Below are 16,201 nucleotides of genomic sequence, written 5' to 3'. Positions count from 1 at the left end.
TGCACCTGCCCGGCCAGCACCATCCGTACGACGTCCATGGCGTCCTCGGTGGTCACCCGCAGCCCGGCCTTGAACTCACTCACGATGCCGTGCTTGTCCAGGGCGGCACTGATCTGCGGGCCGCCGCCGTGCACCACCACCGGCTTCAGCCCGGCGTGGTGCAGGAAGACGACGTCCTGAGCGAAGGCGGCCTTCAGCTCCTCGTCGACCATGGCGTTGCCGCCGAACTTGATGACGACCGTCTTGCCGTTGTGCCGCACCAGCCAGGGCAGGGCCTCGATGAGGATCTGCGCCTTGGGGAGCGCGGTGTGCTTTCGCGTAGTACTCATGACGAGTAGGCGCTGTTCTCGTGGACGTAGTCCGCGGTCAGGTCATTGGTCCAGATCGTGGCGGTCTCGGACCCGGCGGCGAGATCGGCGACGATGTGCACCTCGCGGTAGCGCATGTCGACCTTCTCGCGGTCCTCGCCGACGCCGCCGTTCTTGCAGACCCAGACGCCGTTGATGGCGACGTTCAGCTGGTCCGGCTCGAAGGCGGCGGACGTGGTGCCGATCGCGGAGAGGACGCGGCCCCAGTTGGGGTCCTCGCCGTGGATGGCGCACTTGAGGAGATTGTTGCGGGCGATGGAGCGGCCCACCTCGACGGCGTCGTCCTCGGAAGCGGCGTTGATCACCTCGACCTTGATGTCCTTGCTGGCGCCTTCGGCGTCCCGGATGAGCTGCTGGCCGAGGTCGTCGCAGACCTGCCGTACGGCTTCCGCGAACTCCGCCTGGTCCGGGGTGACCTCGGCGGCGCCGGAGGCGAGCAGCAGCACGGTGTCGTTGGTGGACATGCAGCCGTCGGAGTCGACGCGGTCGAAGGTGGTGCGGGTCGCGGCCCGCAGCGCCTTGTCCAGGTCGTCGCTCTCGACGACCGCGTCCGTGGTGAGCACGACCAGCATGGTGGCCAGGCCGGGGGCGAGCATGCCCGCGCCCTTCGCCATGCCGCCGACGGTCCAGCCGTCCTTGGTGACGACGGACGTCTTGTGGACGGTGTCGGTGGTCTTGATGGCGATGGCGGCCTTCTCGCCGCCGTGCTCGTTCAGGGAAGCTGCCGCGGTCTCGACACCGGGCAGCAGCTTGTCCATCGGGAGCAGGACGCCGATCAGACCCGTCGAGCAGACGGCGACCTCGATCGCGCCCCGGCCGAGCACCTCGGCGACCTTCTCGGCGGTGGCGTGGGTGTCCTGGAAGCCCTTCGGCCCCGTACAGGCGTTGGCGCCACCGGAGTTGAGGACGACCGCGGAGACCTGGCCGCTCCCCAGGACCTGCTCGGACCACAGGACCGGCGCGGCCTTGACGCGGTTGGAGGTGAAGACGCCCGCGGCGGCGCGGCGCGGACCGTCGTTGACCACGAGGGCCAGGTCCGGATTGCCGTTCTCCTTGATCCCGGCGGCGATACCCGCCGCCCGGAACCCCTTAGCTGCCGTGACACTCACGGTGCGACTCCGATCGTGGAAAGCCCGGTGTTCTCGTGAAACCCGAGGGCGATGTTCATGCTCTGGACGGCGCCGCCGGCCGTGCCCTTGGTGAGGTTGTCGATGGCGCTGATCGCGATGATGCGGTTCGCGGCGGCGTCGAACGCGACCTGCACCTGAACGGCGTTCGAACCGTAGACGGACGCCGTGGCCGGCCACTGCCCCTCGGGGAGGAGGCGGACGAAGGGCTCGTCGGCGTAGGCCTTCTCGTAGGCGGCGCGGACGGACTCGGCGGTCACACCCGGCTTCGCGGTGGCGCTGCACGTGGCGAGGATGCCGCGGGGCATGGGCGCCAGCGTCGGTGTGAAGGAGACGGAGACCCGCTCCCCGGCCGCCGCGCTGAGGTTCTGGATCATCTCGGGCGTGTGCCGGTGACCGCCGCCGACGCCGTACGGCGTCATGGAGCCCATGACCTCGCTGCCCAGCAGATGCGGCTTGGGCGCCTTGCCCGCACCGGACGTGCCGGAGGCGGCGACGATCACGGCCTCGGGCTCGGCGAGTGCGGCGGCGTAGGCCGGGAAGAGGGCGAGGGAGACGGCGGTGGGGTAGCAACCGGGCACCGCGATGCGCTTGGACCCCTCCAGCGCGGCGCGGCCACCCGGTAGTTCGGGGAGGCCGTACGGCCAGGTGCCGGCGTGCGGGGAGCCGTAGAACGTCTCCCAGTCGCCGGCGTCCATCAGCCGGAAGTCGGCGCCCATGTCGACGACCAGGACATCGGGGCCGAGCTGCTCGGCGACGGCGGCGGACTGGCCGTGCGGCAGCGCGAGGAAGACCACGTCGTGCCCGGCGAGGGCCTCGGGGGTCGTCTCCTGGAGCACTCGGTCGGCGAGGGGCTGCAGATGCGGCTGGAGCGCGCCGAGCCGCTGTCCGGCGTTCGAATTGCCGGTCAGGGCTCCTATCTCGATCTCAGAGTGGGCCAGGAGCAGACGCAGCAGTTCCCCGCCCGCGTATCCGCTCGCTCCGGCCACTGCCGCACGTACCGCCATGGAATCCTCCTCTAGACGGCATGACTATACGTAACGCCGCAGTTTTATGCAAAGTTTTATGCGGTGCGATTCAGCGCCGTACGGATCACAGCACACGGCGGTGGGCCGCTGCCCAAGAAGCAGCGACCCACCGCCGGGACTTCCCGTGTCCCCTCCCCCCGGAAACTACCTCTGCTTGATCCGCAGGAAAGTCACGGAGTTCGCCGGGAAGGTGTAGGTGAACTTCGCGCCGACCCCGCTCAGGGTCGACGTCACCGGTGCGACCGGGGTGTCCGTCTCGGTGTTCACGGCGTCCTGGTCGGCGGCCAGGGTGGTGACCCGGGCCCTGGAGGCGACCTTGGCGCCGCCCAGGTCGATCGCGGTGCGGGCCTCGGCGGACTGGGCGTTGACGACCTTGACGATCAGGTCGCCGGTCGCGGCGTCCTTGGTGACGATCTGGCGGAACGGCTCGGCCGACTTGTCGTCGGTGAAGCTGCCCCACTCCTCGCCGTCCAGGTACAGGGTGACCTGGCGGCCGCGCACCTTGATGTCGATGTCGTAGGCGCGGCCCGTCTCGATGGACCCGGCCTTGGTCATCAGGGTGCCCTTGCCGCCGTCCACGGCCTGCTCGACGGCGGACTGGGTGTTGTTCCAGCCGCCGAGGTTCCACCAGTAGTAGTTGCCGGTGTCCTTGAGGCCGAAGGCGACGAGGAAGCCCTCCTTGCCGGACTTCTTGGTGGCCTTCACATGCAGGTCGTAGTCGTGCCAGGACGGGTCGCCGGCCGAGACCATGGTGTTCTCCGCCGCCGCGTCCGTCTGGACGTACTGCCCGTCCTGGACGCTCCAGCTGCCGGCGCCCGTGTGCTTCCACTTCGAGGCGTCACCGGAGAAATCGTCGCTCAGCAGCGTCGAGCCGTCGGCGGCGGTGACCTTCACATCGTCGTACGCCGCGCTGGTCGCCCAGGTCGAGAGGCCGACGGCGCCGGTGATCGGGCCGCTGACGTTCGGGGTCGTGGTCCCGTTCGACGGGACAACCCGGTCGCCGACGTTGTTCATGAACAGCTTCTGGACCTCGTAGTTCGTCGAGTTCCAGGAGGCGCGGTTGTTGAACCAGACCAGGTCGGGCCGCCACTGGACGTAGTCCTCGTTGGCGAGCAGCGGCGCGTACGAGGCGAGCTTGACGACGTCCGCGTTGCGCTCCAGGCCGGTCATGAACGCGGCTTCGGCCAGGCCGTTCTTCCAGGCGTTGCCCTGGGAGGCGTACTCACCGAGGAAGACCTTCGGGCCGTTCCTGTCATAGGAGTCGTAGCGGTCGTTGTTCTGGAGGAACCAGTTCGGGTTGTTGTAGTAGTGCTCGTCGACCATGTCGACCTTCGCCTCGCGGTTGAGCTTCCAGGCGGTGTCGAAGGTCGTGCCGGAGTCGTCCGGGCCCGAGTTGGAGATGACCGCGATGTCCGGGTACTTCGCCTCGATGGCGGTGCGGAACCGCTGGAAGCGGGCAAAGAACTCGTCGGGCAGGTTCTCCTCGTTGCCGACTTCGAGGTGCGTGAGGTGGAAGGGCCTCGGGTGGCCCATCTGCGCGCGGACCTTGCCCCACTTGGAGGTCGCCGGGCCGTTGGCGAACTCGATGAGGTCGAGGGTGTCCTGGATGTGCCGCTTGAGCAGCGCCTCGTCGTCGACGGCCTTGTTCTGGCCGCAGCCGGTCACCAGGGCCGGGACGACGGGCAGCGGCATGGCGCCGATGTCCTCGGAGAAGCGGAAGTATTCGTAGTAGCCGATGCCGTAACTCTGGTTGTAGCCCCAGAAGTTGGCGTTGGTGGCGCGCTCCTCGACGGGTCCTACGGTGTCCTTCCACTGGTAGCTGCGCTTGCGCTGCCAGCCGCTCGCCTCGCTGTAGTCCTCCATCGAGCCGGTGTTGACCAGACAGCCGCCGGGGAAGCGCACGAAGCCCGGACGCAGGGCGGCGATCTTCTCCGCGAGGTCCTTGCGCAGGCCGTTCGGCTGACCCTTGTAGGTGTCGCGCGGGAACAGCGACACCATGTCGAGGGCCGCCGCGTCCGAGGCGCCGACGGCCAGCCGGCCGCGGTTGCTGGTACGGGTCGCGGTGAAGGTCGCCGTGTACTTGGCCCAGCCGCCCTTGACGGCCACCTGGCGGGCGGTCGCCAGCGCACCGGCGGCGTCCTTGAGGCCGACGCTCAGCGTGCTGCCGCTCTCCGCCCGCGCCCACACCGAGAAGTCGTAGCGCTTGCCCTGCTCGACGCGGACGCCGGTGTTGTAACCGGTGTTCGTGACGGACGAACCGGCGCCCAGGGAGAGGTAGTTGCGGTTGCGCTCGTTGAGTCGCCCGGAGTCGTTCACGACCTCGGCCGTGCCGCCGACCGTCCAGGCGGTCAGCGGGGTGTAGGAGCCGTTGTCGGCGGTGGAGTACTCGAAGGACCGGTTCTGCACGAGCTCTGCGTACAGACCGCCGTCCGCGGCCCGGTTGATGTCCTCGAAGAAGACGCCGTACATCGTGTCGTCGATCTTCGCGCCCTGGGCGGTCGGGTCGACGGTGATCGAGTAGTCGGTGACGTCCTCGGCGTGGGCGGCGGTGGGGATGAGGCCGGCCGCCACCAGGAAGGCGGTGGCGGCTATGCCGTATCTCCAGCGGGTGCGTGGCATGGATACTCCGCGGCTCGGTGTTCGAAACAGGCTCGATGTTCGAAATATCAGACAGCGATCAGCACTTCGAACGGCAAGATAGGGAGGGGGATTTGGGACGTCAACGGGTCGCGCGGTATCCGTGGCATCGAAAGTGTCGGAGGAGGTGGATCGCATGGGCGAGTTCTGGCCAGTACCGGATGCGCTGACATATCTGGCGGGGAGCTGGCGGGCCGAGCGGACCGTGCGGGATCTAGCGAACGGACAGACGGGCGAGTTCTCCGGTACGACGGTTTTCGGCCCGCTGGAGGGTGGTGCGCTGCTGCACCACGAGTTCGGCACGTTCGCCTGGCAGGGGGTGCCCCGGCCCGCCGAGCGCACGCTGCGCTTCCTGCCCGGCGCTTCGCCGGGGACGGCGGACGTACGCTTCGCCGACGGCCGCCCGTTCCACGACCTGGACCTGACGTCCGGCCACCATGCCGCCGACCATCCCTGCTCGGCCGACCTCTACCGCGGCGAGTTCACCGTCCTCGACGCGGACCACTGGCGGACGGTGTGGCGGGTGCGCGGCCCGGCCAAGGACCTGGTCCTCACCACCGACTACGCGCGTGAGCGCTGAGCCGGCGCCCCGTCGAAACGCAGGTTCCAGCGGCCCCCGCGACCGGTGACGGTGGTCGTCGACAGGGGACGTACGTCGATGTTCCAGTACGTCGCCGGCGGCGCCTTCAGCGCGTACACCAGCGCGGCCCGGATCACGGACGGTTCGGCCACGGCGACGATACGATCGCCGTCGCCCACGGGCCGGGTGTCGAGCCAGCTGCCGACGCGGGAGATGAACGCGAGCAGCGACTCGCCGCCGTGCGGGGTGCCCCTCGGGTCGGCCAGCCAGGCGTCCACAGCCTCCGGCTCACGGGCCATCGCCTCGCCGAGCGTGAGCCCACGCCAGCGGCCCATGTCGCAGTCGCGCAGGGCGAGTTGCACCAGGGGCGCGTAGCCCAGGGCGTCGCCGGTCACGCGGCTGCGCGGGGTGGGCGAGCAGTAGCGCAGGTCGGCCGCGGCCAGCGGCAGCAGCTCGTGCGCGACACGCTGGACCTCGGCCCAGCCGGCCTGGTCCAGCGGCCGGTCGTCCTCGAAGCGCTCCGCGAGCAGCGGCGAGCTGCGCGCGGCTGCGACGAACGTGACCCGAAGTGACATGCGGCGATGGTGTGACGCGAAAGTACGCAGGTCAAGAGAGGTTGTGCAGACGTCACCGAGGGTTGACGCATTCTTACTGCGGGGTCGGGATCAGCCGGACAAGTAGCTGAAATCGAGCAGTTGGAAAGTTCAAGCACACCGACCGTCAACGCCTGGAAGCAACAGCTAGACGCAACGGCTCGAAGCAACAGCTAGAAGTACAGCGCCATCCACCGGTCCGGCCGCTCCAGCGGCGCGAACCCGAGCTTCTCGTAGACCCCGTGCGCGTCGTGCGTGGCGAGCAGGATCCGCTTGATCCCGTACGACCGCAACTCCTCGCGCACCGCCCCCACCATCGCCGTCCCGATCCCCTTGCCGCGCACCGACGGATCGACGTACACATCGCACAGCCACCCGAAGGTCGCCCGGTCCGTGACGACCCGGGCATAGGCGACCTGCTCCCCCGAAACCATGTCGTACACCCCGAAGTTCAACGATCCGTCTATCGCCGCGTCCTGCTTGTCGCGGTCCCGTCCGAGCGCCCAGTACGCGTCGGTGGACAGCCACCGGTGCACACGCTCGGCGTCGATGCGCTGGGAGTCGGTCGAGATCTCATAGCCCTCGGCGAGGGGCGGCGGGGTGTCGTTCATGCGGCGAGACTCGCAGGGCGAGGGCGGGGGCGTCGAGCGGTTTTCGCCGGTGGGAGGGCGTTGTCAGTGGCGGGTGCGATGCTTCGGGCATGACGGGGATGACGACTGCCGCGGACTACGCGTGGCTGGAAGAGCGCTACGAGAACCTGATGCAGGCGTACTGCGTCACGCTGGTGCGCGGACCGACACCACAGGAACTGCTGCGGGAGCTGCGGGCCGAGCCCCGGCCGGGGATCACCGGCGTGGACGGGCTAGCCGTCGTACGAGGTGAGCGACGCATACCGGCACTGGTTCGAGGACGGCGACACCTGCCTGCATTTCGAGCCACTGTTCGCCGACGCCCGCGACGGCAGCGACCGGCATACGCCTGACGCCGGAGCTGTTCGCGTCGGCCGAGTTCACCTGCGGCGTGGCCCCGGTGCCGGTGCCCCACGGCTAGAGCACCTCGTCACAAGCCGCCCGCAGCCGCCGTACCCCCTCCGTGATCTCCTGCTCCCCCGCCACCGCCGCGAAGCTCAACCGCATGTGTCCGGCCGGGGGTTCCGCGCTGAAGTACGGGCGGCCGGGGGTGATCGCGACTCCCGCGCGCAGGGCGGCGGAGGTCAGGGCGGACTCTCCCCCAGAGCCGAAAGCCTGGGAGGTGCCCCCAGTGCCGTCGGGCAGGCGCAGCCAGAGGTGGTAGCCGCCGGACGGGATGTGCGGGAGGGAGAGTTCGGGCAGGTGCAGGCGCAGGCATGCCGTCATGGCGTCGCGGCGGGACCTGAGCTCGGCGGACAGGGCCCGCAGATGGCGCGGCCAGGCGGGCGAGCCGACCAGTTCCAGGGCCGCCTCCTGGAGGGGGCGCGGCACGAAGAAGGTGTCGACGATCTGGATGGCCCGCAGGCGTTCGAGGACCGGTCCGCGTGCGGCGAGGGCGCCGACCCGGAAGCTGGGCGAGGTCGCCTTGGTGAGGGAGGAGACATGGACGACGACGCCGTCGGGATCGTCGGCGGCGAGCGGACGCGGCAGCGGACCGGCGTCCTCGTGCGCCAGGCGCCGTACATAGTCGTCCTCCACGACGAAGGCACCGGCCTCGCGCGCGATCCGCAGCACCTCCGGGCGGCGCTCGGGGGCGAGGACCGTGCCGGTGGGGTTCTGGAAGAGCGGCTGGCAGACGAAGACGCGGGCGCCGGTGGCGCGGAACGCGTCGGCGAGCAGGGCCGGTTTCACGCCGCCCGCGTCGACCGGCACGGGCACCGGGCGCAGTCCGGCGGCGCGGGCGATGGCCAGCATGCCGGGGTAGGTGGGCGATTCGACCAGCACCGGGGCGCCGGGCGGGGTCAGCGCTCGCAGTGCGGTGGTCAGCGCGGACTGGCCGCCGGCCGCGATCAGCACCTCGGCGGCGGTGACGGTGCCGCCGATCTCCCGGGCGAACCACTCGCGCAGCTCGGGCAGCCCCTCCAGCGGCGGCCTACCCCAGGCACCGGGACGCCGGCCGGCCCGGGACAGCGCCGCGGCCATGGCCTTCTCCGGCTGGAGCGTGGGGTGGGGGTAGCCGCCGTTGAACTCGATCACGCCCGGCGGCGGGGTGGCCAGACAGATGGTGACGCCGGAGGCGTCCACGGTGCGCGGTACGACATCGCCGGCACCGTCGGCGCTGAGGGCGACCTCCTGCCAGGAGGTGTCGCCGACCGCCGTGAGTGGGGTGCGCGGCCGGGCACGGAAGGCGCCGGCACCGGGCCGGGTCACGACCAGGCCCTCGGCGGCGAGCTGTCCGAGGGCGCGCGAGACGGTCACCGGGCTCACCCGGTACCGCTCGACTAGGGCCCGACTGGAGGGGAGCTTTCCACCCGGAGAGTAGCGGTCGAGTTCCTTCCGCAACTGTTCCGCCAGTTCAGCCACGCTGCTACGCTCTTGCATGAGAACACAGAGTAGCGCTATCGCCCCGACCGGGATAGCGGTCAGCGGCCGGCCCGGTACCTCGTTCGGCATGCTTCAGGCCGCCCTGGGTGTCGCGGCCTTCTCCCTCACCTTCCCCGCCACCGCATGGGGCCTGGAGAGCTTCGGCCCCTGGTCGCTGGTCGCGGTGCGTAGCGTGCTCGCCGCGCTGATCGCGGGTGGCTGTCTGCTGGCCCTGCGCGTCCCGCTGCCCGCCCGCCGTCACTGGGCCGGTCTCGCGGTGGTCGCCGCCGGAGTGGTCCTCGGCTTCCCCCTGCTCACCACGCTCGCCCTGCGGACGTCCACCACCGCGCACGCGGCCGTCGTGGTCGGTCTGCTCCCGCTGACCACCGCCCTGTTCTCAGCCCTGCGGGTCGGCACCCGCCCCTCGCGCACCTTCTGGATCGCGGCTCTCGTCGGCGCCGCCGCGGTGGCCGCCTTCACCGTGCAGCAGAGCGGCGGCGCCCTGACCACCGCCGACCTCTATCTCTTCGCGGCGCTGCTGGTGTGCGCCGCCGGCTACACCGAGGGCGGCCGGCTGGCCCGGGTCATGCCGGGCTGGCAGGTGATCGGCTGGGCCCTGGTGCTGTGTCTGCCGCTCGGCGTGCCGGCCGCCGCGGTGGCGCTGTCGTACGAGCCCGTCCAGCTGACCTGGCACGGGGTGACCGGACTGCTGTGGGTCGCGGCGGGCTCGCAGTTCCTCGGCCTCGTCGTCTGGTACCGGGGCATGGCGGCCATCGGCATTCCGAAGGCCAGCCAGTTGCAGTTGGCCCAGCCCCTGCTCACACTGGTGTGGTCGGTGCTGCTGCTGGGCGAGCACCTGACAGTGGCCGCCCCGCTGACGGCCGCGGCGGTGCTGGTCTGTATCGCCGTGACCCAGCGGGCGCGTGGCTGAGCGGACCCCGACCGACCCACTTCCCACCCCCGCTCCACGCCGTAGACTCAAGGCCACGGACCGCCGCTCCCGCCTGGTGAGGAGGACCGACAGATGCGTGCAACCGTGGGCGACCAGCTTGTCCAGCACGGCAGGGTGGTCGGGCAACACGACAAGGTCGGCGAGATCGTCGAAGTCCTGGGCCAGGAGGGCAATCCCCCGTACCGCGTCCGGTTCACGGACGGGCACGAGGGCGTGTGCTCCCCCGGCCCCGACACCGAGATCCGCCACAAGGACAGGATCAGGTAACCCGGCCGCGGGGCCGGGCGTGCGGATCAGCGCGGGGGAATCGCCGGCTGCCCGTAGTGGTCGGCGACCACCCGCGCCATGGCGCCGATCCTGTCCGCCGCCAGATCCTTGGCCGCGAAGTAGACGTGCCCGCAGACGTCAGGGTGCTCGTTCGCCATGGTGAGATGCCGGGACAGCTCGGCCGGGTCCTGCCAGGCCTCGGGCTGCGCCGGATCGCCGGCCTTGTACAGGGCTTCACCGACGTAGAGGCTCGTCCGGCTGCCCCGCGCCACCTCCGCCCACCACGGCAGGAGCTTCGCGTAGTCCGCCGCGTCGAAGCCGACGTTCCAGTACAGCTGCGGGCAGATGTAGTCGATCCAGCCCTCCCGGACCCATTTACGCGTGTCCGCGTACAGGTCGTCGTACGTCTGCACCCCGCCCCGTGAGTCGGAGCCGAGCGGGTCGGTGGTGGCGTTGCGCCACACGCCGAACGGGCTGATGCCGAAGCGCGTGGTGGGCCTGATCGCGCGGATACCGGCCGCCATCTCCTGCACCAGCTTGTCGATGTTGTCGCGCCGCCAGTCGGCCCGGACGGAGATGCCGCCGCCATGGGCGTCGTACGCCGCGTCGTCGTCGAAGGACTGGCCCGCCACCGGATAGGGGTAGAAGTAGTCGTCGAAGTGGACCGCGTCGACGGGGTACTTCTGCACCGCGTCGAGCATCGCCTGCTGCACGAAGGTGCGGACCTCGGGCAGCCCCGGGTTGTAGTAGAGCTTGCCGCCGTACGCCACCACCCAGTCGGGGCGCAGCCGGGCCGGGTGGGTCTCGGCCAGCCGGTCGAGGTCGGTGTGGTTGGCGATGCGGTACGGGTTGCACCAGGCGTGCAGTTCCAGGCCCCGGGCGTGGGCCTCCTCGACCGCCGTGCCCAGCGGGTCCCAGCCAGGGTCCTGGCCCTGGGTGCCGGTGAGGACCTGCGACCACGGCTCGTACGGCGAGGGCCACAGGGCGTCGGCCGTGGGCCGGATCTGGAGGATCACCGTGTTCAGGTTGAACTTCGTGGCCGTGTCCAGGAGGGCGATCAGCTCGCCGCGCTGCTCGTCGGCGGACAGGCCCGACTGGGACGGCCAGTCCCGGTTGGCGACGGTCGCCACCCATACACCGCGCATCTCCCGCATCGCCCGCCGCCGGTCGCGGTCCGATCCGCTCGCGCTGGCGGAACCGGCCGCCATCGCGCCGCCTGATGCCACGAGTGCCGACAGGGCGGTGGCCGTGAACGCCCGCCGTGACAGCCGTGACTTCCGGTGCACCATCTTCTTCGTACCTCCGTGTGCCGTGGTCAAGGGCCCCACCCCGGGACAGATCCGCGCGTACCGGACCTGGCCCGGCGTCAGCCTTTCATGCGGTACCCGAACGATCGATCAAGCTTCGCCGAAGGTAACGTGCAGGTTTGGAGCAGGCGCCGAACAACGGCGGACCTGCCGCAGTCGTGGATCAGCGAAGGGGACGATGTGACCGGCATCTCCGGAGATATTGCACGCGTCGGCGTGGTGGGCTGCGGCCAGATGGGAGCGGGCATCGCCGAGGTGTGCGCCCGCGCCGGACTGGACGTGAAGGTCGCCGAGACCACCGGCGAGGCCCTGGAGATCGGCCGTACCCGGCTGTTCACCTCCCTGGCCAAGGCCGCCGAGCGCGGCAAGATCAGCGAGGAGGAGCGGGACACCACACAGGCGCGGCTGTCCTTCACCACCGACCTCGGCGAGTTCGCCGACCGCGATCTGGTGATCGAGGCCGTCGTCGAGAACGAGCAGGTGAAGACCGAGATCTTCCAGGTGCTGGACCAGGTCGTGACCCGGCCGGACGCGATCCTCGCCTCCAACACCTCCTCCATCCCGCTGGTGAAGCTGGCGGTCGCCACCTCGCGCCCCGACCAGGTCATCGGCATCCACTTCTTCAACCCGGCCCCGGTGCAGAAGCTGGTCGAGCTGATCCCCGCGCTCACCACCTCCGAGGGCACCATCGCCCGCGCCGAGTCCTTCGCCGAGAAGCTGCTCGGCAAGCACGCCATCCGCGCCCAGGACCGCTCCGGGTTCGTGGTGAACGCCCTGCTGATCCCCTACCTCCTCTCCGCGATCCGGATGTTCGAGTCCGGCATCGCCAGCCGCGAGGACATCGACAACGGCATGGAGCTCGGCTGCGCCCACCCGATGGGCCCGCTGAAGCTGTCCGACCTGATCGGCCTGGACACCGTGGCGTCCGTGGCGCAGAGCATGTACGACGAGTTCAAGGAGCCGCTGTACGCCGCTCCCCCGCTGCTGCAGCGCATGGTCGACGCGGGCCGGCTCGGCCGCAAGACGAATTCCGGCTTCTACACCTACCCCTGACCCCGGAGCACACCTACGGCCGGTTACAGACGGTCAGATTCCGGCCAAGTACACGGGCCCGGCACCGAGAAGGTGCCGGGCCCGTGTCATTCACACACCGTGTGCACGCCGGGCTCGCATATGCCCCTCGCACACTCTCCCCATGCGCCCACCAGGCGAGTTCACTTTCCCTGCGCATGCCAGGGATTCGAGACGACTACGGAAAGGAGCGGCAACGTGACCGCCGATCCCGAGCATCCCGTCGTGAATGGAGAACTCGCAGAGTTACGACGCCGACTCGACGTCGCCTACGCCCGCGTGGAGGGCGGGCTGACTCTGCTCACGCACCGCACCGAGGAGACCGCCAAGGAACTCGACGAGCTGAACACCCGGATCCACACACTGGAACACGCGCGCTGGCCGCTGCCCGCGGTCGCCGCCCTCACCGCCGTGGGTGCTCTCGTCGTGGCGATCTGGCAGGCGGTAGGGCGTTAGCCGAGCCTGAGGTGGTGCAACAGCAGTAACGCGGCCGCCATGTTGGCGGCCGGGACCTCCCCACGGGCGATCATGTCGGGGACGAGCTTCAGCGGAACCCATTCCCTGCGGTCCGACTCGAAGTCGTCCACGGGGTGACCGATGTACTCGCCCTCGTCGGCCCAGTAGATGTGGTGCCGGGCGTCGGTGAGCCCGTTGGAGGGCTCCACGCTCATGAGGTGGTGCAGAGGCCCCGGCCGCCAGCCGGTCTCCTCCTCGAGCTCCCTGGCGGCCGCCAGGGCGATGTCCTCGCCGTCCTCGACGACACCCGCCGCGAGTTCCCATCCCCAACTGTCGGTGATGAAGCGGTGACGCCACAGGAGGAGGACCTCATTGGCCTCGTTGACCACCGTGGCCACGGCGACCGGCCGCAGCCGGATGAGGAAGTGGTCCAGATGCCGGCCGTCGGGCAGCTCCACATCTGCCAGGTTGACGGTGAACCAGCGGTTTTCATACACAGTTTGTTCGTTCTGTTTCGTCCACTGCACGGTTCTGCCACCTTCCGTCGAGTAAGTGGCAATATCGCAGCAGGGACTATGAGATGCGGGAGAGCGAGCACCCGTCTACAGCGGTACGCGCAGTGCTCCGTCGATGAGTTCGGCGGCCTCGGCGGTGCCCGCGCTGCCGCTGCGCACGAGATGTTCGCGGACCGCCCGGAGTCTGTCCCGTAGCCGCTGGGACTCCATCCCCCGGGCCTGCTCGGCCATCTGCACGGCCGTGGCCACCGCCTTGTCGGCGTTGCCCTGACGCAGCTCGATCGTGCTGAGCATGGCCAGCCGGTGCACCCGCCCCCGGTCGTGGGCGGGGTTGTCGACGGCGGCCGCCGCATGCTCCCCCGCGGCGACCAACTCCCCGAGGCTGAGCAGCGCCTCCGCCACCTGGACGTTGACGAGCCCCGGCTGGACATAGCCCGTCTCGTCGGGTTCGTATCCGCGCCGGATCCGTTCGGCGGCCTGCTCGGCACGCCGGATGCAGGACAGGGCGCTCGTGCTGTCGCCGAGGTGGGCGTACGCCTTCGCCTGCATCGCGTACAGATCGGAGGCGAGCGCCGGGGTGATGTGCTTGCCGGCCGCCCGCAGCGCGGCCTCCGCGAAGGCGACGGCCTGCCGGAACTCCCGCATGAACAGCGCCTGGTTGACGAGCAGCGCGATGACGTAGGCGCCCAGCCCTCTGTCCCCACTGGCCTTCGCGAGCCGCAGCGCCTGGTGGAAGTACCGCTGGGCGAGGCCGTGCGCGTCGGAGTCGTACGCGCAGATCCCGGCGATCGCCACCAACCCGCCCGTGGCCCGGTGCAGTTGACGCCCGGTCGCGTCGGTGTAGCTGCCCCGCAGCAGCGGCGCGGCCTCGGCATTGAGGAATCCGACGATCCGGGTACGGGTCGCTATGCCACCGGCCTTGCGGTACATCTGCTCGTAGTGCGTACGGGCGGCCCGCAGCATGTCGAGATCCCCAGGCGTGACCCGATGCCGCCCCCCACGCGACACATCCACATCCTCGGGCGGGTTCTCCCACTCCCACACCGGCATCACGGCCGGCGTGCCGGTGACCGCGGGTGCGCCCAGGATGTGCGGCCGCTGCTGCTCGTCGGAGCGCCACAGGGCGGTGGCCCGCTCGACGAAGCCGGACAGCGAGCTGGTGTGCGCGGAGTTGGGTTCACCGGGCACGCCGAGACCGATGTCGTCGAGCGTGACGGTACGGTGCAGCCGGCCGGCCAGCACCTCGCAGATCAGGTCGGGCACCTGGCCGCGTGGCCGCTGCCCCTTCAACCACCGTGCGACGGCGGTGTGTTCGTATCTCAGCGCGAGGCCACGCGCCCGCCCCGCCTGGTTCACGTGTGCTGCCAGCCCCGCGTGCGAGATCCCCGCCTCGTCCAGGATCGCGTCGAGCAGAGTGTTGGGCTGCATGGATGCCCCCCGGGTGGCTCGGTGCCGACAGAGTAGTGCGAACCGGTTCACACGGGGTGTGAACGGAGTGCTCGAATCCGCAGTGTGCGCGCGCTGTTGCAGAGAGTTTCCGACCGGTTGACTTAAATGCCTCGCAAGAGGCCGGCCGGGCCGTCGGCTCCCCCTCGTACAGTGCGACGGCCCGCACCCGCCGTCCGCCCAGCTGCCTGCCCGACACTCCGTGGCTGGGCGGATGGCTCCGCCGGCGTGGCGGTGCGACTGATCGCCGTTGGCCTAAAGGTGGTTGGTCGGTTGCGGGTTCATCGTGGCTGGTCGCGCCCCGGCGGCGGAGCCGCCCATGTCACAGCCCCGCGCCCCTAAGGGGTTGCAGTCAACCAGGGTTCGATCGTTCCGTAGGACCAGTAGGGCTATGTCGTCTGCCGGCCTGCCTCTTGAGTGGCGCAGGAGTGCGGTGAAGAGCGTGCGCAGGATGGCTTGAGGAGTGATCGGCGATTCTCGTACGACGCCGACAAGCGCCGCTTGCAGCGAAAAGAACCGGCCCCTTCCATCCCTCGCGTCCTCGACGCCGTCCGTGTACAGGACGAGGGAGTCGCCGGGGAGCAGGGAGCCACAAGGCACCGGTGGCAGTTCCGTCGGTAGGGGGAACAGGCCCAGGGGTGGAAGGGGATCGGCGCGAGCCAGTGGTTCCACGATCGTGCCGCTCAGCAGATACGGCCACGGGTGGCCGCAGTTGAGCGCGGTGATCTCGCCGTCCCGACTGATCTCCAGGAGCAGTACGGTGACGAACTCCTCGGAGCTCGCGTCGTCGCGCAGGTGCCGGGCCAGCGCCCGGTCCAGTCTGCGCAGCACCCGGCCGAGGTCGGGCTCGTCATGGACGGCCTCCCGGAAGGCGCCGAGGACGGCGGCGACCGTGCCGAGGGCGGCGACGCCATGGCCCCGTACGTCGCCCATCACCGCGCGCACGCCGTGCTCGGTGGCGATGACCTCGTACAGGTCACCGCCGACCCACGCACCGCGATCCGCGGAGCGCTGTGCGGCGGCGACGTTCAGCCCGTCGATGCGCGACGGCAGCGGCCGTAGCAGCGCACTCTGTGCGGCACCCGCGACCTCACGCACCTGCCGAAGTTCGCGGACCAGGGCCTGCCGCACATGCAGCACCAGCCCGGTCCCCACGGCGAAGAAGACGGCGCTGGTGACGACCCGGGCACCGAGGCTGTCCTGCTGCGCCAGCGGGCACGCCAACTTGTACGTGATCGCCATCGCACCCCAGGCGGTGGGCAGCCCCAGTGCCAGCACCTTGCGGGGAACCCGAGCCTTGAAGCGGAACATTCCGATGGCCCCCCAATAGGCCCTGACAACGCGGAATCGGACCGACCCCGA

The 16,201-nt window shown here is 70.1% G+C and carries 17 protein-coding genes; 6 read left to right on the top strand and 11 right to left on the bottom strand.

Annotated features, from left to right (window positions below; all coding sequences use genetic code 11):
• From IE325_RS31920 to IE325_RS31905, 4 genes are all read right to left on the bottom strand, one after another.
• On the bottom strand, positions 1-329 hold a 329-nt coding region (locus IE325_RS31920), incomplete at its 3' end, for an amino acid kinase family protein (protein ID WP_190073588.1).
• Entirely contained in the window at positions 326-1,477 is a 1,152-nt protein-coding gene (gene argJ, locus IE325_RS31915; RefSeq protein WP_190073587.1) for a bifunctional glutamate N-acetyltransferase/amino-acid acetyltransferase ArgJ, read from the bottom strand. The genes IE325_RS31920 and argJ, both read right to left, overlap by 4 nt.
• Positions 1,474-2,502: an N-acetyl-gamma-glutamyl-phosphate reductase gene (argC, locus tag IE325_RS31910; protein WP_190073586.1), complete on the bottom strand. Its 1,029-nt coding sequence runs from the start codon at positions 2,500-2,502 to the stop codon at positions 1,474-1,476. Before argC ends, argJ begins: the two co-directional genes overlap by 4 nt.
• Before the next feature lie 165 nt (positions 2,503-2,667).
• A complete protein-coding gene (locus tag IE325_RS31905; RefSeq protein WP_190073585.1) occupies positions 2,668-5,142 on the bottom strand; it encodes an alpha-L-arabinofuranosidase family protein in 2,475 nt (824 codons plus the stop codon).
• Between the two features lie 154 nt (positions 5,143-5,296).
• On the opposite strand from IE325_RS31905, the gene IE325_RS31900 reads away from it, so the two are divergent.
• A complete protein-coding gene (locus IE325_RS31900; RefSeq protein WP_190073584.1) occupies positions 5,297-5,740 on the top strand; it encodes a DUF6314 family protein in 444 nt (147 codons plus the stop codon).
• Here IE325_RS31900 and IE325_RS31895 read toward each other — a convergent pair.
• Both IE325_RS31895 and IE325_RS31890 read right to left on the bottom strand, forming a co-directional pair.
• Positions 5,722-6,315, bottom strand: coding sequence for a histidine phosphatase family protein (locus tag IE325_RS31895; protein WP_190073583.1), 594 nt, complete (start codon positions 6,313-6,315; stop codon positions 5,722-5,724). The two genes, IE325_RS31900 and IE325_RS31895, sit on opposite strands and share 19 nt — an antisense overlap.
• A 191-nt stretch (positions 6,316-6,506) precedes the next feature.
• Entirely contained in the window at positions 6,507-6,944 is a 438-nt protein-coding gene (locus IE325_RS31890; protein WP_190073582.1) for a GNAT family N-acetyltransferase, read from the bottom strand.
• A gap of 89 nt (positions 6,945-7,033) precedes the next feature.
• Here IE325_RS31890 and IE325_RS31885 point away from each other — a divergent pair, with 89 nt between their 5' ends.
• Positions 7,034-7,315, top strand: coding sequence for a DUF6461 domain-containing protein (locus tag IE325_RS31885; RefSeq protein WP_190073581.1), 282 nt, complete (start codon positions 7,034-7,036; stop codon positions 7,313-7,315).
• 64 nt (positions 7,316-7,379) lie between these two features.
• Here IE325_RS31885 and IE325_RS31880 read toward each other — a convergent pair whose 3' ends face one another.
• On the bottom strand, positions 7,380-8,843 hold the full coding sequence (locus tag IE325_RS31880; RefSeq protein WP_190073580.1) for an aminotransferase-like domain-containing protein: 1,464 nt from the start codon (positions 8,841-8,843) through the stop codon (positions 7,380-7,382).
• Between IE325_RS31880 and IE325_RS31875 the strand changes: the two genes are divergently transcribed.
• Entirely contained in the window at positions 8,842-9,756 is a 915-nt protein-coding gene (locus IE325_RS31875) for a DMT family transporter (RefSeq protein ID WP_190073579.1), read from the top strand. The genes IE325_RS31880 and IE325_RS31875 overlap by 2 nt on opposite strands.
• A gap of 93 nt (positions 9,757-9,849) precedes the next feature.
• Entirely contained in the window at positions 9,850-10,044 is a 195-nt protein-coding gene (locus tag IE325_RS31870) for a DUF1918 domain-containing protein (protein ID WP_190073578.1), read from the top strand.
• A gap of 26 nt (positions 10,045-10,070) precedes the next feature.
• Here the strand turns inward: IE325_RS31870 and IE325_RS31865 are convergent, their stop codons facing one another.
• Positions 10,071-11,333: a glycoside hydrolase family 10-like protein gene (locus IE325_RS31865; RefSeq protein WP_190073606.1), complete on the bottom strand. Its 1,263-nt coding sequence runs from the start codon at positions 11,331-11,333 to the stop codon at positions 10,071-10,073.
• A gap of 198 nt (positions 11,334-11,531) precedes the next feature.
• Between IE325_RS31865 and IE325_RS31860 the strand changes: the two genes are divergently transcribed.
• Entirely contained in the window at positions 11,532-12,404 is an 873-nt protein-coding gene (locus IE325_RS31860; protein ID WP_308437694.1) for a 3-hydroxybutyryl-CoA dehydrogenase, read from the top strand.
• Between the two features lie 216 nt (positions 12,405-12,620).
• Complete coding sequence (locus IE325_RS31855; protein WP_190073577.1) at positions 12,621-12,878, top strand: hypothetical protein; 258 nt, start codon at positions 12,621-12,623, stop codon at positions 12,876-12,878.
• Here the strand turns inward: IE325_RS31855 and IE325_RS31850 are convergent.
• The 3 genes from IE325_RS31850 to IE325_RS31840 all read right to left on the bottom strand — a co-directional run bounded on the left by IE325_RS31850 (position 12,875) and on the right by IE325_RS31840 (position 16,150).
• Entirely contained in the window at positions 12,875-13,405 is a 531-nt protein-coding gene (locus IE325_RS31850; RefSeq protein WP_190073576.1) for an NUDIX hydrolase, read from the bottom strand. The genes IE325_RS31855 and IE325_RS31850 overlap by 4 nt on opposite strands.
• Before the next feature lie 75 nt (positions 13,406-13,480).
• A complete protein-coding gene (locus IE325_RS31845; RefSeq protein ID WP_190073575.1) occupies positions 13,481-14,821 on the bottom strand; it encodes an NsdA family TPR-like regulatory protein in 1,341 nt (446 codons plus the stop codon).
• A gap of 273 nt (positions 14,822-15,094) precedes the next feature.
• Entirely contained in the window at positions 15,095-16,150 is a 1,056-nt protein-coding gene (locus IE325_RS31840; RefSeq protein WP_190073574.1) for a PP2C family protein-serine/threonine phosphatase, read from the bottom strand.
• Positions 16,151-16,201: the final 51 nt, after the last annotated feature.

This window comes from Streptomyces lanatus, assembly GCF_014655715.1.
GTDB lineage: Bacteria > Actinomycetota > Actinomycetes > Streptomycetales > Streptomycetaceae > Streptomyces > Streptomyces lanatus.
Note: the sequence above shows the minus strand (reverse complement) of the source record. Positions and strands in the feature narration are given on the sequence as shown.

Coding starts and splice junctions, on each gene's coding strand:
- argC (WP_190073586.1), bottom strand. CDS start 2,502: ATGGCGGTACGTGCGGCAGTGGCCGGAGCGAGCGGATACGCGGGCGGG.
- IE325_RS31905 (WP_190073585.1), bottom strand. CDS start 5,142: ATGCCACGCACCCGCTGGAGATACGGCATAGCCGCCACCGCCTTCCTG.
- IE325_RS31900 (WP_190073584.1), top strand. CDS start 5,297: ATGGGCGAGTTCTGGCCAGTACCGGATGCGCTGACATATCTGGCGGGG.
- IE325_RS31895 (WP_190073583.1), bottom strand. CDS start 6,315: ATGTCACTTCGGGTCACGTTCGTCGCAGCCGCGCGCAGCTCGCCGCTG.
- IE325_RS31890 (WP_190073582.1), bottom strand. CDS start 6,944: ATGAACGACACCCCGCCGCCCCTCGCCGAGGGCTATGAGATCTCGACC.
- IE325_RS31885 (WP_190073581.1), top strand. CDS start 7,034: ATGACGGGGATGACGACTGCCGCGGACTACGCGTGGCTGGAAGAGCGC.
- IE325_RS31875 (WP_190073579.1), top strand. CDS start 8,842: ATGAGAACACAGAGTAGCGCTATCGCCCCGACCGGGATAGCGGTCAGC.
- IE325_RS31880 (WP_190073580.1), bottom strand. CDS start 8,843: ATGCAAGAGCGTAGCAGCGTGGCTGAACTGGCGGAACAGTTGCGGAAG.
- IE325_RS31870 (WP_190073578.1), top strand. CDS start 9,850: ATGCGTGCAACCGTGGGCGACCAGCTTGTCCAGCACGGCAGGGTGGTC.
- IE325_RS31865 (WP_190073606.1), bottom strand. CDS start 11,333: ATGGTGCACCGGAAGTCACGGCTGTCACGGCGGGCGTTCACGGCCACC.
- IE325_RS31845 (WP_190073575.1), bottom strand. CDS start 14,821: ATGCAGCCCAACACTCTGCTCGACGCGATCCTGGACGAGGCGGGGATC.
- IE325_RS31840 (WP_190073574.1), bottom strand. CDS start 16,150: ATGTTCCGCTTCAAGGCTCGGGTTCCCCGCAAGGTGCTGGCACTGGGG.